Raw genomic sequence first — 22,308 nt, forward strand, 5'->3', positions numbered from 1 at the left:
AAAAGTAGAGATTAAGTTGAAAAGGGGCGGATTTTTATACATAACAGAAAAAAAATAGAAATTTTGTTTTTGTTATGTTCCTTACTTGGTGTGTTTATGTCGATGTATGGAATAAGCGGTTATACGGTCATGATTCCGATCTGGAAGGCCTACTGGGGCATAAACATAGATCAGGCTCAATGGTCCTTAATTGGATTCATGGCAGCTGCTGGAGTGTCGATGACACTTTCTGGATATGCAATGGAGCGGTGGGGGATACGTAAAGTGCTGGTGGCAGCAACCACTGTATCTACGATATTTTCTTGTATGGGCAGCATGTTAACGGATTGGGAGTCACTTGTGGCCATTCGTATTGTGTCAGGCCTATGTGTGGGCGTGATTACTCCGCTAACGGTTTCACTGATTTATCATCATATCGCTGAAGAAAAAAGAGCATCGGCTATGGGCTGGTGGTCCATGGCGGCCATGTTGGGACCTGCGATTGGACCTGTTATAAGTGGATGGTTGTACGTTCAGTTTGGATGGTCAAGTTTATTTCTGTTCACTGGATTGCTTAATATTTGTATGTTAGCTTGCCTTAGCCAGCTACCAAGACAATCAATGTCGCTCTCCTATTCTGCATTCCCATTGCGACAATTCGTTCTGGCCGGTACGGGAAGCGCATGTGTAATTATTGGCTTAAGCCAAATCCATCATTGGTTTGGAGTAGGTTGGGGGTATGGATTGGTAGCAGTGGCAGGAAGCGGAATGCTAGCGCGGCTCGCTCATAGCAGTGCTGCGGACAAGCAACCTTTACTTTATTGGCGATTATTTAAAAATCGTTTATGGAAGCTTACGATGCTATGGAACGGGATCGTAACGCTAGCGCTTTATGCAGGGACTTATTTGATGCCCCTTTATTTGATGGATGTACAAGGGTGGAATGCGGCTGACAGTGGTTGGATTATGTTATTCCCCTCTTTTGTTATGGTCTTGCTTGCACCAATAGTAGGGAGATTGTATGATGTGGTAGGGCCACAGAGACTGCTGTTCTCGGGATTAATACTGATGCTTGTTGGATCGTTGTTATTAGCTTCCATGAATGGCGCTGTTTCGCTTTTTATGGTCATTAGTGCGATGTTTATCCGCAGCGTAGGTGTTAGCTTGGTAACGATGCCAGGCAATCATATGAGTATGGTATGTCTGGAAAATGAACATGTAGCTCAAGGATCGGCTCTATCTAATTGGCTGAAACAACTGTTAAGTGCATGTTCCATCGCTATTTATTCGGCAATTGTCATGCTAGGGCATACTTCCACTGATGGACATGTAGTGACAGTAAGCCGTATACAAGCAGCTTTTTGGGTCTCTGTTGTATTCATATTGCTGCTACTTCCGATATGGTGGCTATTGTTTAAAGGCCGCAGAAAAATATCGTTGTCATCGACTAGCTTGAACGGTGGTCAGCGGAATACCAATAATTTGAAGACTGTAGCTGAGAAAGAGAGAGTTATATGAAACATAATCATTCAATAATGGACTTACTTACTTCTTCTAGTGAACGTCAAGATATACCGGTTGTTATTTTGGCTGGTTTTCTAGGGAGCGGCAAGACGACGCTTCTTCAGCAGTGGACGCAGCAATGTTTACAGCAAGGAATGAAACCTGCGGTTATTATGAATGAAGCGGGAGATGTGAATCTAGACGGGCAGCTGCTGCCTGAGGAAGTGAATATGGAAGAGCTGCTCGGTGGCTGTATATGCTGCTCAATCCGAGGCGACTTTGGCCTGAAGTTATTGGAGCTGGTACAGGAGCATCAGCCAGATGTCGTATACGTGGAATGTACAGGCATTGCGGAGCCTATGGAGCTTGTAGATGCGTTAACAGATGTTTCTCTATACGCTCCTGTTCAATTGACGCATATTGTAACATTGGTTGATTCTCTGCAAATGTCACATTGGATAGATGATACTGCTTCGGTTAGCAAACCGAGCCGCAAGATGATGCATTTGCTGCAAGAGCAGATTCGGGCCGCGAATTTGCTAATTGTGAATAAATGCGATCTCGTACAAGAGAAGGATATTCAGCGAGTAGAGCAGCAATTAAAACAATGGAATAAGGAAGCGACGATTGTTTATGCAGAGCAAGCACAAGTGAAGCCTGAGCAGTGGCAGCGGAGCTTGATGTTGAGTGATGAGCTGGGTCAAGTTTCCTATCAACGAGAAGAGGGATCAACGATTCCTTCATCTTGTTCTTGTCAAGGAGAACATGTTCATGATGTTGGTTGTGAAGCGCATGCGCATCATCAATCTTCACATGCACATGTAACCGTCTGGACACGTGCGTTGCCTACATCTGTTGACAGTCATACGTTTGAACAGTGGCTGAAGGGGCTGCCGCAGCAGGTATATAGGGCTAAAGGAATCGTTACGTTTAGTGACACGACGACGCGATACATGTTTCAATTTGCGTATAGGCAGACGGAGTTTATCCCCATTAGACCACAGGGAGACATTGATGATGTCATCGTCTTAATCGGCGAACAGATGGATGCTGAGCAATTGTATGTTGAGCTGCAAGATATGCTTCGAGCATAAACGCAATAAAAAGGGTGCCATCTCGTCCAAGTTGACGGGAGCACCCTTTTACATTTAGGAGCCAAAATCCAGATCTGGGTAAACATAAGGATCTTCTTTAGCAGGTATCGAACGCAGTGTATCGACCTCTAGCAGCATAACTTGATTATTTTCATGCTTAGCAATCGTAAGTACACCTTCTCCCTCGACCCACTCATCTGCTTTGACATTATGTTTCGTCTGGTTGACTGATAAAATGCCGAATGGTGACGCATCAGCGGTACAGCACTGCATGGAGAAGCGGGCGATTGCAAATCTACCTTTCTCCATCTCCTTGTCTTGATATACGAATCCCGGTATTCGTATACGTTTGCCTGCAAATTGCTCTTTATATAAATCTAGCGTCAATATAATTTCCATGTACTGTTTTTCAGTAACGACAATGACTTCTTTGTTGTATAACTGCTTTGCTAAATCTGCATATATTTGCGTAAATTCATCTGCTTCAAAAATAGGAGCTCTAGTGTTTGCGGCAAATTGTTGTTCGCTGCTAGCCTGACTTGGTTGCCCACTCTTATTTGATCGACTCTCTTTCTCAGCTTCTTGTTGAGCCGAACTGTTGCTAGGTTCATAGACAGGGCCTGTGGAGTCTGACTTAGGAGAGGAACCAGCATCTGTTGGCGATGAAGACTGACCAGAAGTCCATTGCTTAAGTGAAGCAGATGGTGCGTATTGAACGCCTTTTAGAGCAGCTGTTTGGCTGGACAACGGCATCGGCGGCCAAATATAGGACAAGATAAAGGGTAATAATAGCGTGATTGCAGCTGAGCAAGAGGACAAAGAGTTCGCAAATCCTCGCTTGTGCTTCGTTTCCATTGTTGTGCAATTACAGGCAGATGAATGGTTAGGTTTAGCGGGAACGACAGCCATATAAACTTGGAACATACCAAGGATGTAACAGACGAGTGCGGTGCCTTTTACGAGCCATTCCATTCGCGGTGCTACGTACAGCGGCATCAGTTGTTGTTTTGTAATGTATACGATCATCATGCTCCATCCTAGTAACAAAAACGCACAAAACAGCTTCATCTTGCGTTCAGAGCTTAGTGAAGAGCTATTCGCATTCAATCGTTATCACTCCTTTATACTCCTTTTCATAAATAGAATATTCATATATCGGTTGAAAATATTTCAGGATATTACAAAACGATAGAGATAAATATAGTTGCAAACAATGGAACAACTAGTAGTAGTAAGCAAGCTAGCAATAAAATAAAGCGTTTCCGAAAAACGGTCATCATCATGAGCGTTGTTTTTAGATCCATCATGGGGCCAAATACGAGAAAACTAAGTAAGGAAGCTGGTGCAAGCATGCTTGTAAACGATGCGGCGATAAAGGCGTCTGATGTGGAACAGAGTGATAGTAGGTAAGCTAGGGTCATTAGCCCAGCGTGTTCTAATGCAGGATTCATCCAAGATGCGTCCACAATTAGGCTGCGCGGAAATGAGATCTGAAACAAGGCTGTAATACATGCCCCGAACGTTAAATATACGGTTGTCTCCATCCACTCTTTGCCCATATGATCGGCTGCATGTCTTAATTTGTTAGGGAGTTGTAGGTAGGTTTGATTCTTAGGATGAGTGCTTGTCTTACGATAGGATTCCGGATGAATGAGCAAAAAAGTATGGCTGCGATGTACGATTATTGACACGATCCAACCTATGGTTAGGACGACGAAAAAAGCTACAGCCATACGTCCAACTGCCATCCAAGGAGCACTTGGGAAAGCGGTGGCGGTTGAAGCATATACGATCGGATTTAAAATAGGCGCTGCGCACATATAGGTTACGGCTGCTGAGGGTGGAAGGCCCTTTTGCATAAACTTTCGCACAACAGGAATCATCCCACACTCACAAATTGGCAGCAGAATACCGCCTAAAGCTGCGAAAAGGACAAGTGCCGGTCGTGGCCACTTAACCGCCATGTTACGAAAAAAGTCTGGGGCAATAAAAACATGAACAAGCGAAGATAGAATGATGCCCAATAACAGAAACGGCATGGCTTCAAGTAAAATACTAACGAATACGGTTGTAAATGTGCGCCAAAGTTCGGTGTTGGATGCGAGCGGCTGTGCGGCCAGTACGCCAACTAGCGTTAGCAATAGCAGTAATGGGAGCAGGAGTGGGAGCTGGGGCAAACGAGGAGAAGGATGGGCAGCAGGATCATCGGATCGTATATTAGATGATATCAACCGGTGTGGCCTCCTTTTCGATACTAAAAGTAATAATTACGATTAAGGTTACCAGAAAAAGGGGCTGCGAACAACCCCTTACCAGTTCATGCTTGTAAAATATATTAACGCGTGGAGCAAGTTTGATCATCCGAGTTGTGATTGGATTGGATTCCTTTGGACTTCTGCTCTAAGTATTCATATCCGTCTGCAACGAGATCCAGCTTGCCTGTCGTCGGATCGATAATCATTCCGTGTACAGGAATATCAGAAGGCAGCAATGGATGGTTGCGTAAAATGCGGACACTGTTCAGCACACCTTCTTGCACATTGTCAAAGCCGCGCAGCCAGTGATGGAGCTTGATTCCCGAATTTGTAAGTGTGTCAAGAACGAGATCATCTACACCGCGCTGCTTCGCTTTTTCCACGATGCGTTCAGAATTTAAGCCTGTCATGCCGCACTCATAATGTCCAACTACGACTACTTCATTTGCTTCTAGCTCATAAATAGCAACGAGCACACTGCGCACGACAGAGCCAAACGGCTGAGAAATGATAGCCCCGGCATTTTTAATGATTTTGACATCACCGTTGCGTAAGTTCATCGCTTTAGGCAATAACTCAACTAAGCGAGTATCCATACATGTGAAAATGACCATTTTTTTGTCAGGAAACTTGTCTGTCAAATACTGCTCATACTCATGTCGGCTTACGAACTGCTCATTATACGCCAAGATGTTGGTTAGGTTTGTAGCAGATGATTCCTGAGATGTGTTAGTAAGTGGTTGGTTAGTCAAATCAAATCCCCCTTTTATTCAGCGAAGACGTTTGTCCTCGCAGCGTACATGGTTCGAATAGGTTTGTCCTCTGCCGTACAGGCGGAATGACTTGTCAGCTGTCAAATCTAGCGTTAAGTAATCTTCATAAAATACAGCATGCTGACGATGGATAACAATTCGACACGGCGCATTGGAGCTAATAAGCTCATCAAAGGATTCCACGTCTTCCTCGTTCATAATCCATAGGGCTGGTACACCATTGACTGCACAACCACAGCCTTCGGTATCATAAGCAAGCTTGATAACTGCGTGTTCGTCGACTCCGCGATTCATGATGGCTTGGAGCGCTAGTTCAGTAAATTGCAAGTCCATAGCGACAACGCTCCTTTCTACATCATCCAACAACTATGTAAGTATGTATTCATGGAATTTCCCATCTTACATAGACGAACAAATCAGGTTGTTCTTGTCCTTTTGCTTGTTGATTATATATGGTGTAGGGCGTATCATCAAGAGGTAGCCTATTACAACAGGGAGTGGATGGAAATGACAACGCTATCAACAGTTGAACAGCAATTTTTGGATATCATTTCGAAGATGAAAGCATATAGTGAGGCCGTTTCACTCATGCATTGGGATTTGCGTACGGGAGCGCCTCGTAAAGGTGCGGAGCTTCGTTCAGAAGCAATTGGTAAGATTTCATCTGAAGTTTTCAAACTCTCTGTTTCGGAAGAGATGGGTGCGTGCTTGGATCAACTAGAAGCGCAGTTTGATTCCCTAGATGCACCGATGAAGAAGATGGTGAAAGACGCTCGCCGGGAATACAATCGCAGCAAGCTTATCCCGCCAAAGCTGTATGAAGAATATGTTGTCCTAACATCCAAAGCGGAGACAGTCTGGGAAGAGGCGAAGAATAAGGGCGACTTCGAACTGTTTAAGCCGTATTTGCAAAATATTATTACGATGACACAGCAGTTCATCGACTACTGGGGAGTCAAAGATACACGCTACGACACGCTCCTTGATATGTATGAGCCTAATTTGACTACAGCACAGCTTGATAGCATTTTTGGCCAACTCAAAGACCAGTTGGTACCGCTTGTACATGAAGTGCAGCAATCATCGAACAAGCCAAATGCAAACTTCCTACAAGAGGCTTATGACATCGAAATACAGAAGGATTTCAGCTCCTATTTGCTTGGGGAGATTGGGTATGATTTCGAAGCGGGCAGACTGGATGAGAGCGCTCACCCATTTATGATCGGACTCAATACGCAGGATATTCGTATTACGACGAAATATTTGGAAAATGATGTGACGAGTGCGGTGTTTAGTTCCTTGCATGAAGGCGGTCACGCCTTGTATGAGCAGAACATTAGCTCTGATCTTGCTCGTACTTCATTGGCTACAGGTACCTCCATGGGTATCCATGAGTCTCAATCCCGTTTGTGGGAAAATATCGTGGGGCGCAGCCGTGAGTTCTGGAAACGTTACTATGGCGAGCTGCAGCGCAGATATCCGGAACAACTAGGCAATGTTGATGTCGAGCAGTTCTACTGTGCGATCAATCGTGTTGAACCTTCTTTAATTCGTATTGAAGCGGATGAGGTTACTTACAATTTACATATCATCATTCGTTATGAACTTGAGAAAATGCTGATTAATGACAACTTGTCAGTAGATGAGCTTCCAGAAGCTTGGAATAGCAAGTATGAGAGCTACTTAGGCATTCGTCCATCTCATGATGGGGAAGGGGTATTGCAAGATGTGCACTGGTCATTTGGTGGATTGGGTTACTTCCCATCCTATTCACTAGGTAACATGTACGGTGCGCAAATGATGAATACGCTTCGTCAGGAAATGCCAGATGTGGATGCGAAGATTGAAGCAGGCGATCTGCTGCCAATTAAAGAATGGTTTACCGAGCATGTGTATCAATATGGTTCCTTGTTGACGCCTGCAGAAATAATCGAGAAGATGACAGGTGAGCCATTGAATCCGCAGTATCTTGTTGATTATTTGACAGCTAAGACGAAAGATATCTATAAGCTGTAAAGTTGTGACGTTGACTCATCGAGTTACGATGGGCAATCGCTATGTGATACAAATACCGCAAATTAAATCTGGCGCCATGTCCATACTACGGTCATGGCGCTTTTCGTTATGAACAAAGTGATATTTCAAGTATTAGGATTATCAAGCTTGTGGATGTATAAAAAAGCCCCAACTTCGAATGCTTCGCTAGCATAAAGTTGGAGCTGATACAGTTTATCTGCCTATTTTGATTCTTCCATGTAGAAGAAGTTTGGACGATTGTACGTATCATCATAGGATTTATGGAAAATATGTGTTGTTGCTGGCGACACGGGTGGAATGAGCCAAGTCCAGTCTCCCGTAACATTTCGGCCTTGATCCTGCTCACGTTTCTCGAATTGAGCGAACTGTAATGCTGCCGTATGGTGGTCTACAATGCTGACACCGTCTTCTTTAAAGGAATGTAGTACAGCGGCATTAAGCTCAACCAAGGCTCGATCCTTCCAAAGTGTGGCGAGTGATGACATGTCCAGTCCCATACGATCTGCAATTGCGGGCAGCATATTGTATCTATCTGTGTCGGCAAGATTCCGCGCACCTATTTCGGTTCCCATGTACCAGCCGTTGAATGGAGCTGCTTCGTATGAAATGCCTCCTATTTCTAGTCGCATATTGGATACAATAGGGACGCCATACCATTGCAATTCAAGATCTGCAAACCATTCATAGGATGGATGCCGCAGTTTCACTTGTTTAATATCCTGCTCAGGAAGCTCGAACCATTGTGGAGGTTCACCTGCTTGCTGCAGCATAATCGGCAAGAGGTCGAAGTTAGTTTGCTTGCCTTTCCATCCGAGCGCTTCGCATTGTTCCGTTAAGGGCACAGCGTGTGGATCACCGATAATGCCTGTAGTCGTTTCATAGCCAGCGTAGCGAATAAGCTGATAATTTAAAATGCGCATTGGAGCAGGCTTGCCAGGCTCTGTAGGTCGGAAAATAGTCACAGTTGGGCGAATGCGACCTTCATTGGTAGCATATCGGATATGTGTAAGCATAGCCTCGACATATTGCTCTGGTGTATGAAGATGCCGCGCATCAAATACAGTCAAAGACTGCCAGAATAGTCTTCCAATACAGCGATTGCTGTTGCGCCAAGCTAACTTTGCACCAAATTCAAGTTCTTCTGTCGTATGTGCATAGGTGCCTGTCTCATGAAGTTCGGCGATGATCCGATCTAAACGGCGTTGTATCATTGTAGCTGAATGTCCTAGCTCGGCGTAACTGCTGCTTACAAAAGATTGGGCTTCTTCCCAGACATATTGCAGCTCAGGACGCAGCTGATTCGTTTGAATGATGCTCATGGAATCACTTCCTCGTATACGTGTACATGGTTAGTCTAACTATCTTGTTCAAAGCGTATCACAAATTTAAGGAGATGCGGTGTATGGTGTGTGAACAGGCTGTAACAAATCGCGGGAATTGACATGACTTATGAATGGTGTTAGGATGCCTCTATAGGTACTCAGATATTTTTTTGTACACAAACATACCCTTAGGGGTATGAGGTTTGTTTATATGAGAGGGGATCCTGGAATGAACCAACCACAAATCAATCAAGCACGTACGATCGTAATCGTTGGTGGAGTAGCGGGAGGCGCTTCAGCAGCTGCACGCTTGCGACGTTTGAATGAGATAGACCATATTATACTGCTGGAACGCGGAGAGCATATTTCGTTTGCCAACTGTGGACTTCCTTATTACATAGGAGGTGCGATCCAGCAGCGCAGCAAATTGCTCGTACAGACGGTGAAAGGCATGTCAGAGCGATTCCAAATGGATATTCGTAATTGGAGTGAAGCGGTGCGCATTGACCGTGATCGCAAAGTGCTGCAAATACGACGTGTACAAGATGGTACCGTTTATGAGCAACCTTATGACATTCTTATTTTGTCACCAGGGGCGAAGCCAATACGACCGAATATTCCAGGTATTGAGGAAACGAAGACGCTGTTTACATTGCGAAATATTCCGGACACGGATCGCATTAAAGCGTATGTAGATGAGCAGCAGCCTAAAAAAGCAGTCGTAATTGGCGGTGGCTTTATCGGCGTAGAGATGGCTGAAAACTTGCGTGAGCGTGGCTTGGAAGTAACGTTAATTGAGCGCGGCAATCAAGTTATGAACCCGATTGATGAGGAAATGGCTGCGATTGTACATCAACATATGCGTACAAATGGTGTAGAACTACTGCTAGGCGAAGGTGTCTCTGCGTTTGAAAACGAAGGTAAGTCTGTTATTTGTGAAAGTGGTCGACGTGTGGATACAGACATGATTGTATTAGCAATCGGTGTGCAGCCAGAAAATGAACTTGCTAAGGAAGCGGGCTTAGAGCTTGGACAGCGTGGCGCTATTCGAGTGAATGAGCAGTTGCAGACCAGTGATCCATCCATTTATGCACTAGGCGATGCGATTGAGGTGAAAGACCGTGTGAACGGGCAGCCGACTTATGTACCGCTTGCTTGGGGTGCGAATCGTCAAGGTCGACTTGTAGCGGATATTATTCAAGGGCGTCCAGCTCAATACGAGGGAGCTTATGGTTCATCTATTGCAAAAGTATTTCAGCTGACAGTCGCTTCAACAGGCAATAATGAGAAGACGCTTAAACGACTTTCCATTCCATATCGTGTTGTTCATACGCATCCTGTATCACATGCTGGATATTACCCAGGCGCAGCGGCGATTTCTTTGAAGCTCATATTCTCACCTGAAGATGGTCGTATACTAGGTGCTCAAGGTGTCGGGGCGGATGGTGTAGATAAACGTATCGATGTTTTGGCAACAGCGATTCGTGGCGGACTAACGGTATATGATCTTGCGGACCTTGAGTTGTGTTATGCACCGCCGTATTCTTCTGCTAAAGACCCTGTCAATATGTTGGGTTATATCGCATCGAATATGATGGATGAGCTTGTAGATACGGTTCAATGGCATCAAGTGGACGAATTGATTGCATCAGGAGCATTGCTTATTGATGTGCGTGAACCGTTGGAAGTGCAAGCAGGGAACATACCAGGATCCACGAATATTCCGTTGAATGACATTCGTCAAGCGCATCACACGTTGCCGAAAGATCAGCCGATCTATGTATCATGTCAAGTGGGCTTGCGAGGATATATCGCGTCAAGAATGCTTGAGCAGTATGGATTTAAGGTGTATAACGTCGATGGTGGATACAAGACCTATAGTTATATGCGAAAAGAAAGAGAAGCTAACCAATCCAATCAGTCTGGATCGAATTCGGATGGAACTTATATGGCAGCATCCACAAAATCCCACACACAGAGTAATTGTGTTAATCAGGGAGGGGCTGAATCGACAACAGTAAATGCTTCCTCATCGAAGGGAGAGGTTGATTCCCCAACTGGACAAATGGCTGCGCCGAAACAAGTGATTGATGCAAGAGGTTTGCAATGTCCTGGCCCAATTGAACAGTTATATCAGGCAGTAGAACGTGCAGATGCGGGTGATGTAATTGAAATCAAAGCAACGGATCCAGGATTCGCTTCAGATGTGAAGCTATGGACGGAGAAGACAGGAAATACGATGCTGCGTACCGAGAACGTCAATCATGAACTTGTGGTATTTGTACAAAAAGGACAAAGTCCCATGCCTGACCCAGCAAAATAAATGTACGATGAGCATGGAACTGATGGGTATTGAACATCAAGCGCTTATCGATGGTGTTGAACTAGGCGGTGTCGCTACTTATTTGGGAAATACAGAAGACGCCGGATAGAACTTGTTTATTTAGTGTTTGCAAATGGAAGTAGGGGGTGTAAATGTGGAACATCAAGAGGCGATACGCAATCGACTGAAACGGGTGGAAGGTCAAATCCGAGGCGTTCTTAATATGTTAGAGCGCGGTGAGGATTGTCGTGATGTGATTACACAGTTGTCAGCTGCACGTACAGCTGTGGACAGAACGATCGGACTCGTTATTGGAGCTAACTTAGCGAAGTGTGTACAAGAGCAGCTTGAAGCGGGTGAAAGTCCAGATGAAGTGATTCAAGAGGCTATTTCTATGTTAGTGAAGAGCCGTTAATAGAACGAGCATACATTGTGCATTTCATTTTGCACGATTTAGCAGTTCTCAGTTATCTAAATTCATTATTGAGAAATTTATCGTTGAGCCGGTCTGTTTGCGTAATGCAAGCAGATCGGCTTTTTGTTATGCGATGTGACGAGATAAGCAAGGAACTGGGCAGTTATAGGCATTAACCATCACTTCTGCTGTTGCATAAGCTGTATGACTATATCAAGCAACTAAATGAAGGAGGTTATGACAATGCGGCTGCGCTTTCGATTCTATGCATGTGCTTTGATTGTCATGTTAATACTGCCTATCTTTGCTGCCGCTTGCGGCAATGATAGCGGTAAGCCAAAGGTTCGAGTAGGCGAAGTAGCCCGCACGGTATTTTACGCTCCGCAGTATGTCGCATTAGCTAAAGGTTTTTTTGCTGAACAAGGAATTGAAGTGGAGCTGCAGACGACGGCCGGCGGAGATAAGACGATGACGGCATTACTGTCTGGGGGCATTGATATTGCTTTGGTAGGTTCTGAAACTTCTATATATGTATTTCAGCAGGGAGCGGACAATCCAGTCATTAACTTTGCACAGCTGACGCAAACGGATGGCACTTTTTTAATGGCGAGAGAGCATGACGGGACGTTTGATTGGAATGAGTTAAAAGGAAGCGTATTCCTGGGCCAACGTAAAGGTGGCATGCCGCAAATGGCTGGGGAGTTTACTTTACGCAAGCATGGCATCGATCCTCAGAAGGATCTGAATTTGATCCAAAATGTTGATTTTGCAAATATTGCTTCCGCTTATGCATCGGGAACTGGTCAATATGTCCAGTTGTTTGAACCTCAAGCTTCTATATTTGAACGAGAAGGGCGCGGTACGGTGGTCGCCTCCTTTGGGGTAGAGAGCGGAAGATTGCCATATACGGCCTATATGGCTAAAGGCAGTTATTTAGATGAAAAAGCTGATGTGGTGCAAAGGTTCACAAACGCCTTGCAACTCGCGCAACGTTGGGTAGCTGATAATTCTGCTGAAGATATTGCAGATGCGATACTCCCTTATTTTAAAGATGCGGATCGCTCAATCGTTATCGATGCAGTTAAGCGATATAAAGAGCAAGGATCTTATGCGTCTGATGGTGTGCTCGAGCAAGAGGAATGGAGTAACTTGCAAGATGTGCTGCAGACTGCGGGTGAATTGAAGCAGAATGTTCCACTTGAACGTCTAGTTAACAATCGCTTCGCAGAGCAAGCGAAGCAAACGGTGAAATGAGACCGTGTCATTTGAGTATGAGCCGAAAGGAGGCAGCTGCATGCACACAATGGTAGAAATCCAAGACGTTTCGCATGTTTATGTGACAGGGCGAGGAGCTCAGCTTGCGCTAGAGGATGTATCCTTACAAATATATCCTGGTGAGTTTGTAAGCATCGTTGGCCCGAGTGGATGTGGGAAAACGAGTTTGTTGTCGTTAATTGCAGGGCTTGATTTTCCAACCAAAGGTAACGTTTTTGTAGATGGGGAACGTGTAACAGGCAGCTCCTCCCGGATCGGCTACATGCTGCAGCAAGATTACTTGTTTCCATGGCGGACGATTTTGGACAATGCATGTATGGGTTTAGAATTAACGAATCAACTGAATGAGGCAAGTCGATCACGCGTTGTGCGGATGCTTGAAGGGATGGGATTAGAAGGAACAGAGCGACTGTTTCCGCACCAATTGTCAGGAGGAATGCGCCAGCGAGTCGCGCTTATAAGGACGATGGCCACCGAACCAGAGTTATTTTTGCTCGATGAGCCTTTCTCAGCGCTCGATTATCAGACGAAGCTGCAGCTCGAAGATCTTGTTGTAGATACATTAAAGGCGCATGAGAAGACGGCCATTCTTGTGACGCATGATTTATCGGAGGCGTTGGCTGTCAGCGATCGTGTATTTGTAATGAATCGCAATCCAGGCAGCATTCGACGCGTATTTGATGTTCCAGAACCGATTCGTTCTGCAACCCCATTTTTTGCCCGTGAGCAGGCAGGTTTCAATGATTGGTTCCACGAGTTGTGGAAAGAGCTTGAAGCCTCTGATAATCAGACGGGAGGGATATGAAATGAGCAGGGAGCGAGCGGAAACTTCAGCCATTTACTATTCTCCGGAAGCGAAGGCGCTAATGGCGGATACGTTTGATAAATATAAAAAGTCAGAACGTTTACACCGCACCCGTGTCACGGTCACGCAGTTTAGTTTGTTGGCGGTGATGCTTGTATGCTGGGAGCTGGCTGGACGCTTCAAATGGATTGACGTACTTCTTTTCAGCTATCCTTCCAAAGTAGGAGCGCAGCTGTGGAAAGACTTTGCGGACGGCAGTATATGGCCGCATTTATTGATGACAGTAGGAGAGACGCTGGTGGGGTTTGTGCTCGGTACTGTATTCGGTACCTTATTAGCGGTAGTGATTTGGTGGTCACGGTACTTAGCCAACGTGCTCGATCCATACATGGTTGTATTTAATAGTATGCCTAAAGTCGCCTTAGGCCCTTTGTTCATCGTCGGCTTTGGTCCTGGCTTTACGGCCATTGTCGCTACAACGTTGTCGATCACAGTGCTTATTACGACCCTTGTTGTATATAACGCATTTCGCGAGGTTGATTCGAACTATGTGAAAGTTGTGAAAGTATTTGGCGGCAGCAAAAGTGTTGTATTCCGTAAAGTTATTTTTCCAGCAACGATTCCATCTATTGTATCTACGCTAAAGGTGAACGTAGGTCTTGCATGGGTTGGTGTCATCGTTGGCGAGTTTCTCGTGTCCAAAGTAGGGCTTGGTTATTTAATCATTTATGGATTCCAAGTGTTTAACTTTACGTTAGTCCTCTCTTCTCTCGTGTTGATCGCGATAGTCGCTACGATTATGTATGAAGCCGTTTCCTACTTGGAACGGAGGCTTATTGGCCATGCAAACAGCAAGTAACGTACGGCTTAGCAGCGGGAGTTTGCCAAAGCTGAAATACAACTGTGCTCATCATGCAATAAAAATTTTCCTCTTGTTCGGTTATAAGCGCTAAGGAACTGGGTAAATATCTGTTATACCAATTTCACTCACGAAAGTAGACATTGATTACGACATGCTCGACCGTGAGTAGCTACCGACGAGGAGGTTGTTAATGATGAGCACAACAAGCACGTCTTTCCAACTAAAAGCGGAAAGCAGGAAAGTTGAGGGTGGTTCATCCTCAAAAAGATTGAGGAAACAAGGACGCTTGCCTGCTGTTGTATATGGGCAAGGAATAGACAGTATATCCCTTAGTGTGGATGCTAGAGAAATAATCAATTATGTTCGCTCGAAAGGTTTAACCGATGTTGTTCATTTAGTTGTAGATGGCAAAAAACCGATTCCGGTGATGATTAAAGATGTCCAGCGCCAAGATGAAAAATGGCAGCATCTGGATTTAATTAAGGTAGATAAGAACAAACCCATTAAAGTACGCGTACCCCTTGAATATATAGGGACTGCTCCAGGTACGAAAAGTGGAGGCATTCTGGATATCCAAGAAACAAGTGTAGAAGTGGAAGGGTTGCCGGATCACATTCCTACCTCTATTGAAATAGACGTATCTTCGCTTGACATTAGCGAGAAGTTACTTGTGAAGGATGTATCATGGCCTAAGAAGGTATCCTTGTTCACGCAAGAAGATATTATTCTAGCTTCTGTTGTATTACCAAGTAAGTTGGAAGCGAATGATGAAGTTATCAGCCAAGATGTAGATCAAGAAACGGATACAACTTCTTAAATGATTGTTTACATGGATTTTTACATGATGGAAATTAACAGGTAACATCGTTAGCAGAGGCGTTCCCAAATGGGGGCGCTTTTGTTTTGTCCATTTTATAAGCCATATAGATTCGTGCTTATACTTATCTAATATAAGTATAAAGGGAAGTGAGGCTGCACGGTGTTAGATGCGGACAGGCTGCATGCGATCGTGGTATGATGTTGAGGAGTAGTCACATACTAACCGTAAACGATCCAATCGATAGAGGGTGAACATCATGTTATTTGGATTCGTAGGATTTCGTGTCATTAAGACTGCTATTGCAGCCATTCTCGCCATTATTGTAGCTGATCTGCTTGGATTAGATAATCATCTTGGTGCAGGGACATTGTCTATACTCGCTGTAGAAGTTACACGTAAAAAGAGTATCAGCTCAACCTCTGCCAGGTTTTTCGCTTCCATTGTCAGCCTTGCCGTTGCATCGTGCTTGTTTTTACTATTTGGCTTCCATTTGTGGGTGCTGGCGGCGTACATATTGTTAACGTTCCCATTGGTGGCACGTTTAAATTTCAAGCAAGGCATAGTAACGAGTGCCGTAGTGGTATTTCACCTTTATGCGGAAGGACAAGTAACGCTTCATATTCTTTGGAATGAAGTACTCCTGCTTAGCTGTGGTTTAGGTGCGGCCACCCTAGTGAATTTGGCTTATATGCCCAAGGAACACGAAAAGCTGTGGGATATTCGCAAAGAAATTGATGCCTGCTTCTCCGCTATCTTTTTGCAGCTCAGTCGTAACTTAAGGGATGCTTCTTATGTATGGGACGGCAAAGAAATGATCGATACTGCCGCCAATATTGAGAGCGGTATCGCAACGGCCTCTAAGGCGTTGGAGAACAGACTGCTGCCATCTGAAGAAGAGATGATTGAAGAGAAGTGGCTGTTATATTTCTATATGCGCAAGACACAATTGGACTCTATTCAAAATTTAATGCAGCTGCTGTCGCAAATTTATCAAACGATGCCGTACAACCAACTCGTAGCTAACTTATTTGAGCAATTGAGTGAAGATGTGAAACATCCACTGTACACGGGGACGACGGAACGATTGCTTAATGAACTGGAGCCGCAATTTCGTGAGCTTCCGCTGCCTACGACACGTGAGGAGTTGGAGGTTCGAGCGGCCATTCTTCAAGTATTCCGTGAATTGAGAGTGTATTTGAAGGTGGCAAAGAAAGATAAAAAAGAGCTGACCGTTGAAGGGCAATAGCATCTGGAACATGGTCTGTATAAGAAAGAGAAGTCGATCCTAGAGGGTCGGCTTTTTATCATTTTACATCATAGAGAAAGCTTTGAGTGAAGGAAAAAGCAGTGATACTTCACTGCATGTGACGAGCGGTAAAAATCATATTATGTATGAGGCAATCTTATGTAAAATAGTGTATCCACCAATGTTGCGATGACGCAAAAAGACCTGAATATGATGGCTAGCGACGGTGATGGACAAGGAAAATAATTTTAGTATGCTTCATTTTATCAACATTCGCCTATGTCCTGCATACACTTTAAAAGAATGATTGTATGGAGGAGGTCCATAGGATGGCAATTCGAGATAAGAACCACAGCCGTGAAATCATTACGAAAGCGATTTGCGGCAAAGGTCGCAAGTTCTCCGTCGTCACACATACGGTCACTCCGCCTCACAATCCGACCAGCATATTGGGGGCATGGATTATAAACCATCAATATGAGGCGGTGCGGGCGGGGGATGGGATTGAGGTAATTGGTACTTACGATATCAACATCTGGTATTCCTACAATAATAACTCACAAACCGATGTTGCTAAAGAAACGGTATCATATGCCGATCTTGTATCGTTAGCTTATGTGGATCCGCATCACCGTGCAGCTACGGTAGAAGTAGCCGCAGAAGCTACGCAAGAACCTAGTTGTGTGGAAGCGACAGTTTCTTCAAGTGGAACAAGTGTTATCATTCGTGTCGAGCGAGAATTTCTTGTAGAAATGGTCGCTGAAACGAAGGTATGGGTCGTTGTTAATCCAAACGGCGCATCCGATCTGGAAGATAAGTATTTAGATTTTAGCAGTGCGAATTCCAGCGATGATTATGAAGATTTAGAGCCATATTTACCGGATGAAGAAACATAAGCTCGCCGCAGCCGTATGCGGCGGCTTCTTGTTTCCTGTACAACATCACTATATGCATAGGCAGCATGTTCGACGAGGGCGGGAGCCCTCTTTTTTTCTAAATATGTGATTCATTTGCTTCTTGTTTGCAGGTATGGAGTAAAAGGAGGTTCATTCGGTGGCGAAGACGACCACTTTTCGAACAAATTGGCTGCCGTGGGAGCTTAATCGATCTTCTAGTATTAACATCAAACGGCTGCACAGCCTGGAAGATCGTGCGCATCAGATGGAAATCCATTGGCTTATTGGGACAACAGGGAACTATGTGGAAATCGCAAAACAATTGGATGCAGCACATCCACAGGGCAGAGCGCTCGTGCTGAATCGCTATGCGGGTCCATGGCAAAGCGGGACGATGGTGAGAAGGCTGCGGCAATTTGCCTTGCCAACTTCATATGATGCGGTCTGGAATGATTCGTATCGAACCAAGGATTCTCAATACATCCGAACCGTAACCTTTTGGGTGTATCAGTGCGAAGTTATCGCGGCAGCTCACTGCCACAGTATGCCGCAGGTGATTGGTATGCATCGGCCTATTGCAAAATGGTCTGATCCACCCTATCGCAGGCTGGCAAGGATGGCGGAGCGAGCTGCCTATGCACTTGGCTGGGACACCTGCTCTGTCACCATTCAAAGTACAAGTGATGCCACAGTGATACCTATACAGAATGACCCGAGCTCGAATTCGCGATGCTATGCATTGGATGAGCCGCAGGAGGGGGATTCCGTTGTACGAGCAGCTCCCGTTACTCGGAGGGATCCCGAGTGGGTGTGGAGGAAGTATGAGGAGCGAATCCAACTAGATGCGATATTATTAGGTGAAGAGCGGTGCAGTGAAGGCCAGCAACGATTAGACCTATCATTTGGATTAGATGCGGAGTTTATTTTGTACGATGCTGAAAACCGAAAAATTATACCAGCTTCCCGATTTTTTGATCTGGCTGGTGAAATTGGTTGTGATGCGGTGCGGATAAATGGAAAGGTTATATATCCATTATTAGAGCTTCGTCCGCAGCCAGCTGATTATGCTGTAACGTTAGTATCTACGATACGCAAATTGATGCGAGCAGCTTCAATTTCATTACAGCAGTCAGATCGTGAGCATGGCTCTGTAATTTCTTGTTTGGCAGGATCGAAACCTTTAAATCGATTTCCTATCGGGGCTCATTTGCATGTAGCAGGGAAAATGTGTACTACTGAGCTTATACGTGCACTAGACACTTACTTGGCGTTGCCTTGCTCGCTTCTAGAGCAGAAACGAGAGCGAAATGAGCATAGGCGAAGAGCTGGTTATGGAACTCTAGGTGATGTGCGTCAGCACCCACATCATGGAGCTGGTGGCTTCGAATATCGAACATTATGGAACTTTCTTGTGGATCCGTCCTTAAGTGCGGAACTGCTGAGTGTATTTGAAATCATCGTACGTCATTACTGGAAGCTGCCAGGACGAGAGGCTGCACGTGCTCCAATTATTTCTGCTTATACTGAGGATGCGCGGCAAGTTTATAAAGATCTTGCCATTCATCGATTGACAGAGCTGAAGGTGTTCGCAGATGACAAGCAGCAGTTATTGTTGTCTCACTTGACTCAACGATTGTGCGAAGAGTGGAGCTGGAAAGAACATACGGATGTCAGGAATACTTGGATACATGCTTAATCATACAACGAAACGATGAAAAGTACGGGGTGAGCTCCTGTGCTTTTTTTGTTATACTAGATAAGTTAAAGAGATTATTCAATAACTGTGATATAAGCAAAAGTAATTTAAGAATGGCAATGGGGGTTGACGATGGCCACATACACGCCAATGATTCAACAATATTTAAAAGTGAAAGAACAGGCGAAGGACGCCTTTTTATTTTTCCGTCTAGGAGATTTTTATGAACTCTTCTTTGATGATGCATTGTTGGCATCAAGGGAGTTGGAGATAACATTGACTGGCCGTGGAGGAGGATCTGAGGAGCGGATCCCGATGTGCGGTGTGCCCCATCATTCTGCTGAGAACTATATTCAGCGCTTGATCGAGAAAGGCTACAAAGTTGCCATATGCGAGCAAGTAGAGGATCCATCCGAGGCGAAAGGAGTTGTGCGCCGCGAGATTGTTCGTATTGTGACGCCTGGTACAGTGATGGATGGCAAAACAATTGAAGAGAAGGCCAATCGCTATTTGTTGGCCGTTACGGAACTGGAAGGTAAGCATGCTTGGGCTGCATGCGACTTGTCTACAGGTGAACTTACGGTTTCTTCTGCTCCGATGGAAGGCAATTGGCTGCTCGATGAGGTAAACGTATATGTGCCTAGTGAAATGATAGGTGATGAGCATCTGCTGGACACGGTCAAGCCGCTGACGATGACTTGGAATCGTCAAGTGCTGTTTACGGCTTGGAAAGATACCAATGAAGCATTAACACGTCAGCAGTTTGGAGAAGCTGTATGGACGCGCTTGGATAAAGAACGTCAGAAAGTTGTAAGCTTGCTGATGTCGTATTTGCATGAGACCCAAAAGCGTTCATTAAGCCAATTTACAACGATTCAAGAACTAGAACCTGATCAATACCTCGTCCTAGATCCCTTTACGCGTCGTAATCTAGAACTAACAGAGACGGTGCGAGAAAGAGCGAAGAAAGGATCATTGCTATGGCTTCTTGATCAAACAGAAACGTCCATGGGCGGTCGTATGCTTCGTCGATGGATTGATAAGCCGTTATTGAATCGGAAATCAATCGATCAACGTCTTGAGGCCGTAGAGACGTTATACAATGATTTTATTGCTCGTGAAGAGCTGCGCGAGCAATTATCTTCTGTGTATGATTTGGAGCGTCTTGTAGGGCGTATTGCATTCGGTACAGCAAATGGCAGAGATTTAACGGCATTAAAGGTTTCATTGGAACGTGTACCTGCTCTGATGGAGCGCTGTATGGCGACATCTTCGAGCACGCTGCAGCAGTTGGCTCAATCGATGGATCCTTGTTCGGATATTAAGGAATGGATTGAGACCGCGATTAAAGATGAGCCTCCGATCTCTGTCCGTGAAGGTAATCTTATTAAAGATGGCTATCACGATTACTTGGACAAGCTTCGTGAAGCCAGTGTTAACGGCAAGCGCTGGATTGCCGAACTGGAACGAAAAGAACGAGAAGTGACAGGGGTTAAGTCACTCAAAGTGGGTTTTAATAAAGTGTTCGGTTACTTTATAGAGGTGACCAAATCCAATCTATCCTCTTTGCCAGAAGGGCGCTATGAGCGCAAGCAGACTTTGGCTAATGCTGAAAGATTCGTTACTCCCGAGCTTAAGGAGCGGGAATCACTCATTCTTGAGGCAGAAGATAAAATGGTTGGCTTGGAGTATGAGTTGTTCAGTGAGCTTAGGCAGCGTATCAATGGACATGTCCGCAGATTGCAGCATCTAGCTGAAGCAATTGCCCAACTTGATGTGTATCAATCTTTAGCGGCGGTTAGTGCGAAGCAGCGCTTCGTGAAGCCGCAAGTTCATGAAAGTTATCATCTAGATGTGAAGAATGGCCGTCATCCGGTTGTTGAAGCAGTTATGCAGCAAGGCAGCTTCATGGCGAATGATGCCCAACTGAGTGATGAGAATGCGTCGATGCTGCTTATTACCGGACCTAACATGGCAGGTAAGAGTACGTACATGCGTCAAGTGGCTTTGCTTCATGTGATGGCTCAGATTGGATGTTTCGTTCCAGCGGAACATGCAGTAATCCCATTGGTTGATCGCATCTTTACACGTATTGGCGCAGCAGATGATTTGATCGGTGGTCAAAGTACGTTCATGGTTGAAATGATGGATATTCAAGTCATGACTGCGAAGGCAACGAAGCGCAGCTTAGTCATAATTGATGAATTGGGGCGTGGAACTTCTACAAGTGAAGGGATGTCTATCGCGCAAGCGGTTATTGAATATGTCCATCATCATATAGGATGTAAAGCACTTGTTTCGACACATTTCCATGAGCTGGCACACCTTGCAGACCATCTGGACAAGCTTCGCAATGTATCGATGGCTGTACAAGAGAGTGGCAGTGATGTTACATTTTTGCGCAAATTGGTAGACGGAGCTGCGAGTACAAGTTACGGTATTTATTGTGCTAAATTGGCAGGATTGCCGGAGTCCATTATAGATCGCGCGTATGATTTGCTAACGGATTATGAGTCAGATGTACCGAATCAGGCTCATTTTGTTAAGGAAAGGCAGGCTGTTATTGAACGTCAGGAACAAACTGTTGACCGTGATGTTGATCGTGAGTATGGGCAACAGCGACAGCAGACGCCAATTCATCATGAAGCGATTGCTATCGAACAGCTTGACTTGTTTGGCGAAAGAAGTGAATCGGTTCAGTCGGGTCCTTCTACGAGAGCTTCGGTTGCAGCTGCGACAGCTGCTAAGAAAGAAGCCCGAAGCCTACATGAGTCTGCTGTTTCGTATGAAAGTGAAGCAGCAGCTTCTGTAGAAACGGATGATTCGGTGGGCAGTAACGAATATCGTCAGCTGATCGAAAAGTGGAGTGAAATAGATGTGATGGAGATGACACCGCTTGAAGCGATGAATCAGTTGCATGCTCTTATGCGTGAGGCGCGTCAGGCGATTAAGCGTTAGTAAGTAGTGGCGTTGCAGGCTGTATATTTTATAATTCTAGCGGCGTGCT

The 22,308-nt window shown here is 45.0% G+C and carries 19 protein-coding genes; 14 read left to right on the forward strand and 5 right to left on the reverse strand.

Annotated elements, in window-relative coordinates:
- Positions 1-90 precede the first annotated feature (90 nt).
- Together H580_RS0103860 and H580_RS0103865 are read left to right on the forward strand one after the other, a co-directional pair.
- The gene (locus H580_RS0103860) at positions 91-1,497 is read left to right on the forward strand and encodes an MFS transporter (protein ID WP_281167954.1); all 1,407 of its coding nucleotides are present in this window, start codon (positions 91-93) and stop codon (positions 1,495-1,497) included.
- A complete protein-coding gene (locus H580_RS0103865) occupies positions 1,494-2,576 on the forward strand; it encodes a CobW family GTP-binding protein (RefSeq protein ID WP_245583480.1) in 1,083 nt (360 codons plus the stop codon). Before H580_RS0103860 ends, H580_RS0103865 begins: the two co-directional genes overlap by 4 nt.
- 54 nt (positions 2,577-2,630) lie before the next feature.
- On the opposite strand, the gene H580_RS0103870 is transcribed toward H580_RS0103865, so the two are convergent.
- The 4 genes from H580_RS0103870 to H580_RS0103885 all read right to left on the reverse strand — a co-directional run bounded on the left by H580_RS0103870 (position 2,631) and on the right by H580_RS0103885 (position 5,937).
- A complete protein-coding gene (locus tag H580_RS0103870) occupies positions 2,631-3,683 on the reverse strand; it encodes a TIGR03943 family putative permease subunit (RefSeq protein WP_028593621.1) in 1,053 nt (350 codons plus the stop codon).
- Positions 3,684-3,754: 71 nt separating this feature from the next.
- Complete coding sequence (locus tag H580_RS23255) at positions 3,755-4,807, reverse strand: permease (RefSeq protein WP_051217221.1); 1,053 nt, start codon at positions 4,805-4,807, stop codon at positions 3,755-3,757.
- 104 nt (positions 4,808-4,911) lie between these two features.
- Entirely contained in the window at positions 4,912-5,583 is a 672-nt protein-coding gene (locus tag H580_RS0103880) for a beta-class carbonic anhydrase (protein WP_051217222.1), read from the reverse strand.
- An 18-nt stretch (positions 5,584-5,601) separates the two neighbouring features.
- Positions 5,602-5,937 carry an iron-sulfur cluster biosynthesis family protein gene (locus H580_RS0103885; protein ID WP_028593623.1) on the reverse strand — a complete coding sequence of 112 codons (336 nt, stop codon included), beginning with the start codon at positions 5,935-5,937 and terminating at the stop codon, positions 5,602-5,604.
- Between the two features lie 168 nt (positions 5,938-6,105).
- Here H580_RS0103885 and H580_RS0103890 point away from each other — a divergent pair, with 168 nt between their 5' ends.
- Positions 6,106-7,620, forward strand: a complete 1,515-nt coding sequence (locus H580_RS0103890; protein ID WP_028593624.1) for a carboxypeptidase M32 — start codon at positions 6,106-6,108, stop codon at positions 7,618-7,620.
- Between the two features lie 221 nt (positions 7,621-7,841).
- Here the strand turns inward: H580_RS0103890 and H580_RS0103895 are convergent, their stop codons facing one another.
- The gene (locus tag H580_RS0103895) at positions 7,842-8,960 is read right to left on the reverse strand and encodes a nitric oxide synthase oxygenase (RefSeq protein ID WP_051217223.1); all 1,119 of its coding nucleotides are present in this window, start codon (positions 8,958-8,960) and stop codon (positions 7,842-7,844) included.
- A gap of 232 nt (positions 8,961-9,192) precedes the next feature.
- On the opposite strand from H580_RS0103895, the gene H580_RS23260 reads away from it, so the two are divergent.
- The 11 genes from H580_RS23260 to mutS all read left to right on the forward strand — a co-directional run bounded on the left by H580_RS23260 (position 9,193) and on the right by mutS (position 22,259).
- Positions 9,193-11,286, forward strand: a complete 2,094-nt coding sequence (locus tag H580_RS23260) for a CoA-disulfide reductase (protein ID WP_211224383.1) — start codon at positions 9,193-9,195, stop codon at positions 11,284-11,286.
- A 7-nt stretch (positions 11,287-11,293) separates the two neighbouring features.
- Positions 11,294-11,395: a DsrE/DsrF/DrsH-like family protein gene (locus H580_RS26620; protein WP_245583481.1), complete on the forward strand. Its 102-nt coding sequence runs from the start codon at positions 11,294-11,296 to the stop codon at positions 11,393-11,395.
- 45 nt (positions 11,396-11,440) lie between these two features.
- Positions 11,441-11,701 carry a metal-sensitive transcriptional regulator gene (locus H580_RS0103910; protein WP_028593626.1) on the forward strand — a complete coding sequence of 87 codons (261 nt, stop codon included), beginning with the start codon at positions 11,441-11,443 and terminating at the stop codon, positions 11,699-11,701.
- Positions 11,702-11,944: 243 nt separating this feature from the next.
- A complete protein-coding gene (locus H580_RS0103915) occupies positions 11,945-12,955 on the forward strand; it encodes an ABC transporter substrate-binding protein (protein WP_028593627.1) in 1,011 nt (336 codons plus the stop codon).
- A gap of 40 nt (positions 12,956-12,995) precedes the next feature.
- Positions 12,996-13,781 (forward strand): ABC transporter ATP-binding protein, encoded by a 786-nt coding sequence (locus H580_RS0103920; RefSeq protein ID WP_028593628.1) that lies wholly within the window; start codon positions 12,996-12,998, stop codon positions 13,779-13,781.
- Between the two features lie 61 nt (positions 13,782-13,842).
- Positions 13,843-14,640, forward strand: coding sequence for an ABC transporter permease (locus H580_RS0103925; RefSeq protein WP_425414109.1), 798 nt, complete (start codon positions 13,843-13,845; stop codon positions 14,638-14,640).
- Positions 14,641-14,833: 193 nt separating this feature from the next.
- Positions 14,834-15,460: a 50S ribosomal protein L25 gene (locus tag H580_RS0103930; RefSeq protein WP_051217225.1), complete on the forward strand. Its 627-nt coding sequence runs from the start codon at positions 14,834-14,836 to the stop codon at positions 15,458-15,460.
- A 259-nt stretch (positions 15,461-15,719) separates the two neighbouring features.
- Positions 15,720-16,709, forward strand: coding sequence for an aromatic acid exporter family protein (locus H580_RS0103935; RefSeq protein ID WP_028593631.1), 990 nt, complete (start codon positions 15,720-15,722; stop codon positions 16,707-16,709).
- A 329-nt stretch (positions 16,710-17,038) separates the two neighbouring features.
- Positions 17,039-17,605, forward strand: coding sequence for an outer spore coat protein CotE (locus H580_RS0103940; protein ID WP_028593632.1), 567 nt, complete (start codon positions 17,039-17,041; stop codon positions 17,603-17,605).
- A gap of 157 nt (positions 17,606-17,762) precedes the next feature.
- The gene (locus tag H580_RS23265) at positions 17,763-19,301 is read left to right on the forward strand and encodes a putative amidoligase domain-containing protein (protein ID WP_051217226.1); all 1,539 of its coding nucleotides are present in this window, start codon (positions 17,763-17,765) and stop codon (positions 19,299-19,301) included.
- Between the two features lie 132 nt (positions 19,302-19,433).
- Positions 19,434-22,259, forward strand: a complete 2,826-nt coding sequence (gene mutS, locus H580_RS0103950) for a DNA mismatch repair protein MutS (protein WP_028593633.1) — start codon at positions 19,434-19,436, stop codon at positions 22,257-22,259.
- Positions 22,260-22,308: the final 49 nt, after the last annotated feature.

This window comes from Paenibacillus assamensis DSM 18201 (assembly GCF_000422445.1).
Classification (GTDB): Bacteria; Bacillota; Bacilli; order Paenibacillales; family Paenibacillaceae; genus Paenibacillus_B; species Paenibacillus_B assamensis.

What these genes read in the sequence shown, in the direction of transcription:
- mutS (WP_028593633.1), top strand. Translation starts at nt 19,434, where the DNA reads ATGGCCACATACACGCCAATGATTCAACAATATTTAAAAGTGAAAGAA.
- H580_RS0103895 (WP_051217223.1), bottom strand. Translation starts at nt 8,960, where the DNA reads ATGAGCATCATTCAAACGAATCAGCTGCGTCCTGAGCTGCAATATGTC.
- H580_RS0103890 (WP_028593624.1), top strand. Translation starts at nt 6,106, where the DNA reads ATGGAAATGACAACGCTATCAACAGTTGAACAGCAATTTTTGGATATC.
- H580_RS0103865 (WP_245583480.1), top strand. Translation starts at nt 1,494, where the DNA reads ATGAAACATAATCATTCAATAATGGACTTACTTACTTCTTCTAGTGAA.
- H580_RS0103920 (WP_028593628.1), top strand. Translation starts at nt 12,996, where the DNA reads ATGCACACAATGGTAGAAATCCAAGACGTTTCGCATGTTTATGTGACA.
- H580_RS0103930 (WP_051217225.1), top strand. Translation starts at nt 14,834, where the DNA reads ATGATGAGCACAACAAGCACGTCTTTCCAACTAAAAGCGGAAAGCAGG.
- H580_RS0103935 (WP_028593631.1), top strand. Translation starts at nt 15,720, where the DNA reads ATGTTATTTGGATTCGTAGGATTTCGTGTCATTAAGACTGCTATTGCA.
- H580_RS0103915 (WP_028593627.1), top strand. Translation starts at nt 11,945, where the DNA reads ATGCGGCTGCGCTTTCGATTCTATGCATGTGCTTTGATTGTCATGTTA.
- H580_RS0103925 (WP_425414109.1), top strand. Translation starts at nt 13,843, where the DNA reads ATGGCGGATACGTTTGATAAATATAAAAAGTCAGAACGTTTACACCGC.
- H580_RS0103940 (WP_028593632.1), top strand. Translation starts at nt 17,039, where the DNA reads ATGGCAATTCGAGATAAGAACCACAGCCGTGAAATCATTACGAAAGCG.
- H580_RS0103885 (WP_028593623.1), bottom strand. Translation starts at nt 5,937, where the DNA reads ATGGACTTGCAATTTACTGAACTAGCGCTCCAAGCCATCATGAATCGC.
- H580_RS26620 (WP_245583481.1), top strand. Translation starts at nt 11,294, where the DNA reads ATGAGCATGGAACTGATGGGTATTGAACATCAAGCGCTTATCGATGGT.
- H580_RS23260 (WP_211224383.1), top strand. Translation starts at nt 9,193, where the DNA reads ATGAACCAACCACAAATCAATCAAGCACGTACGATCGTAATCGTTGGT.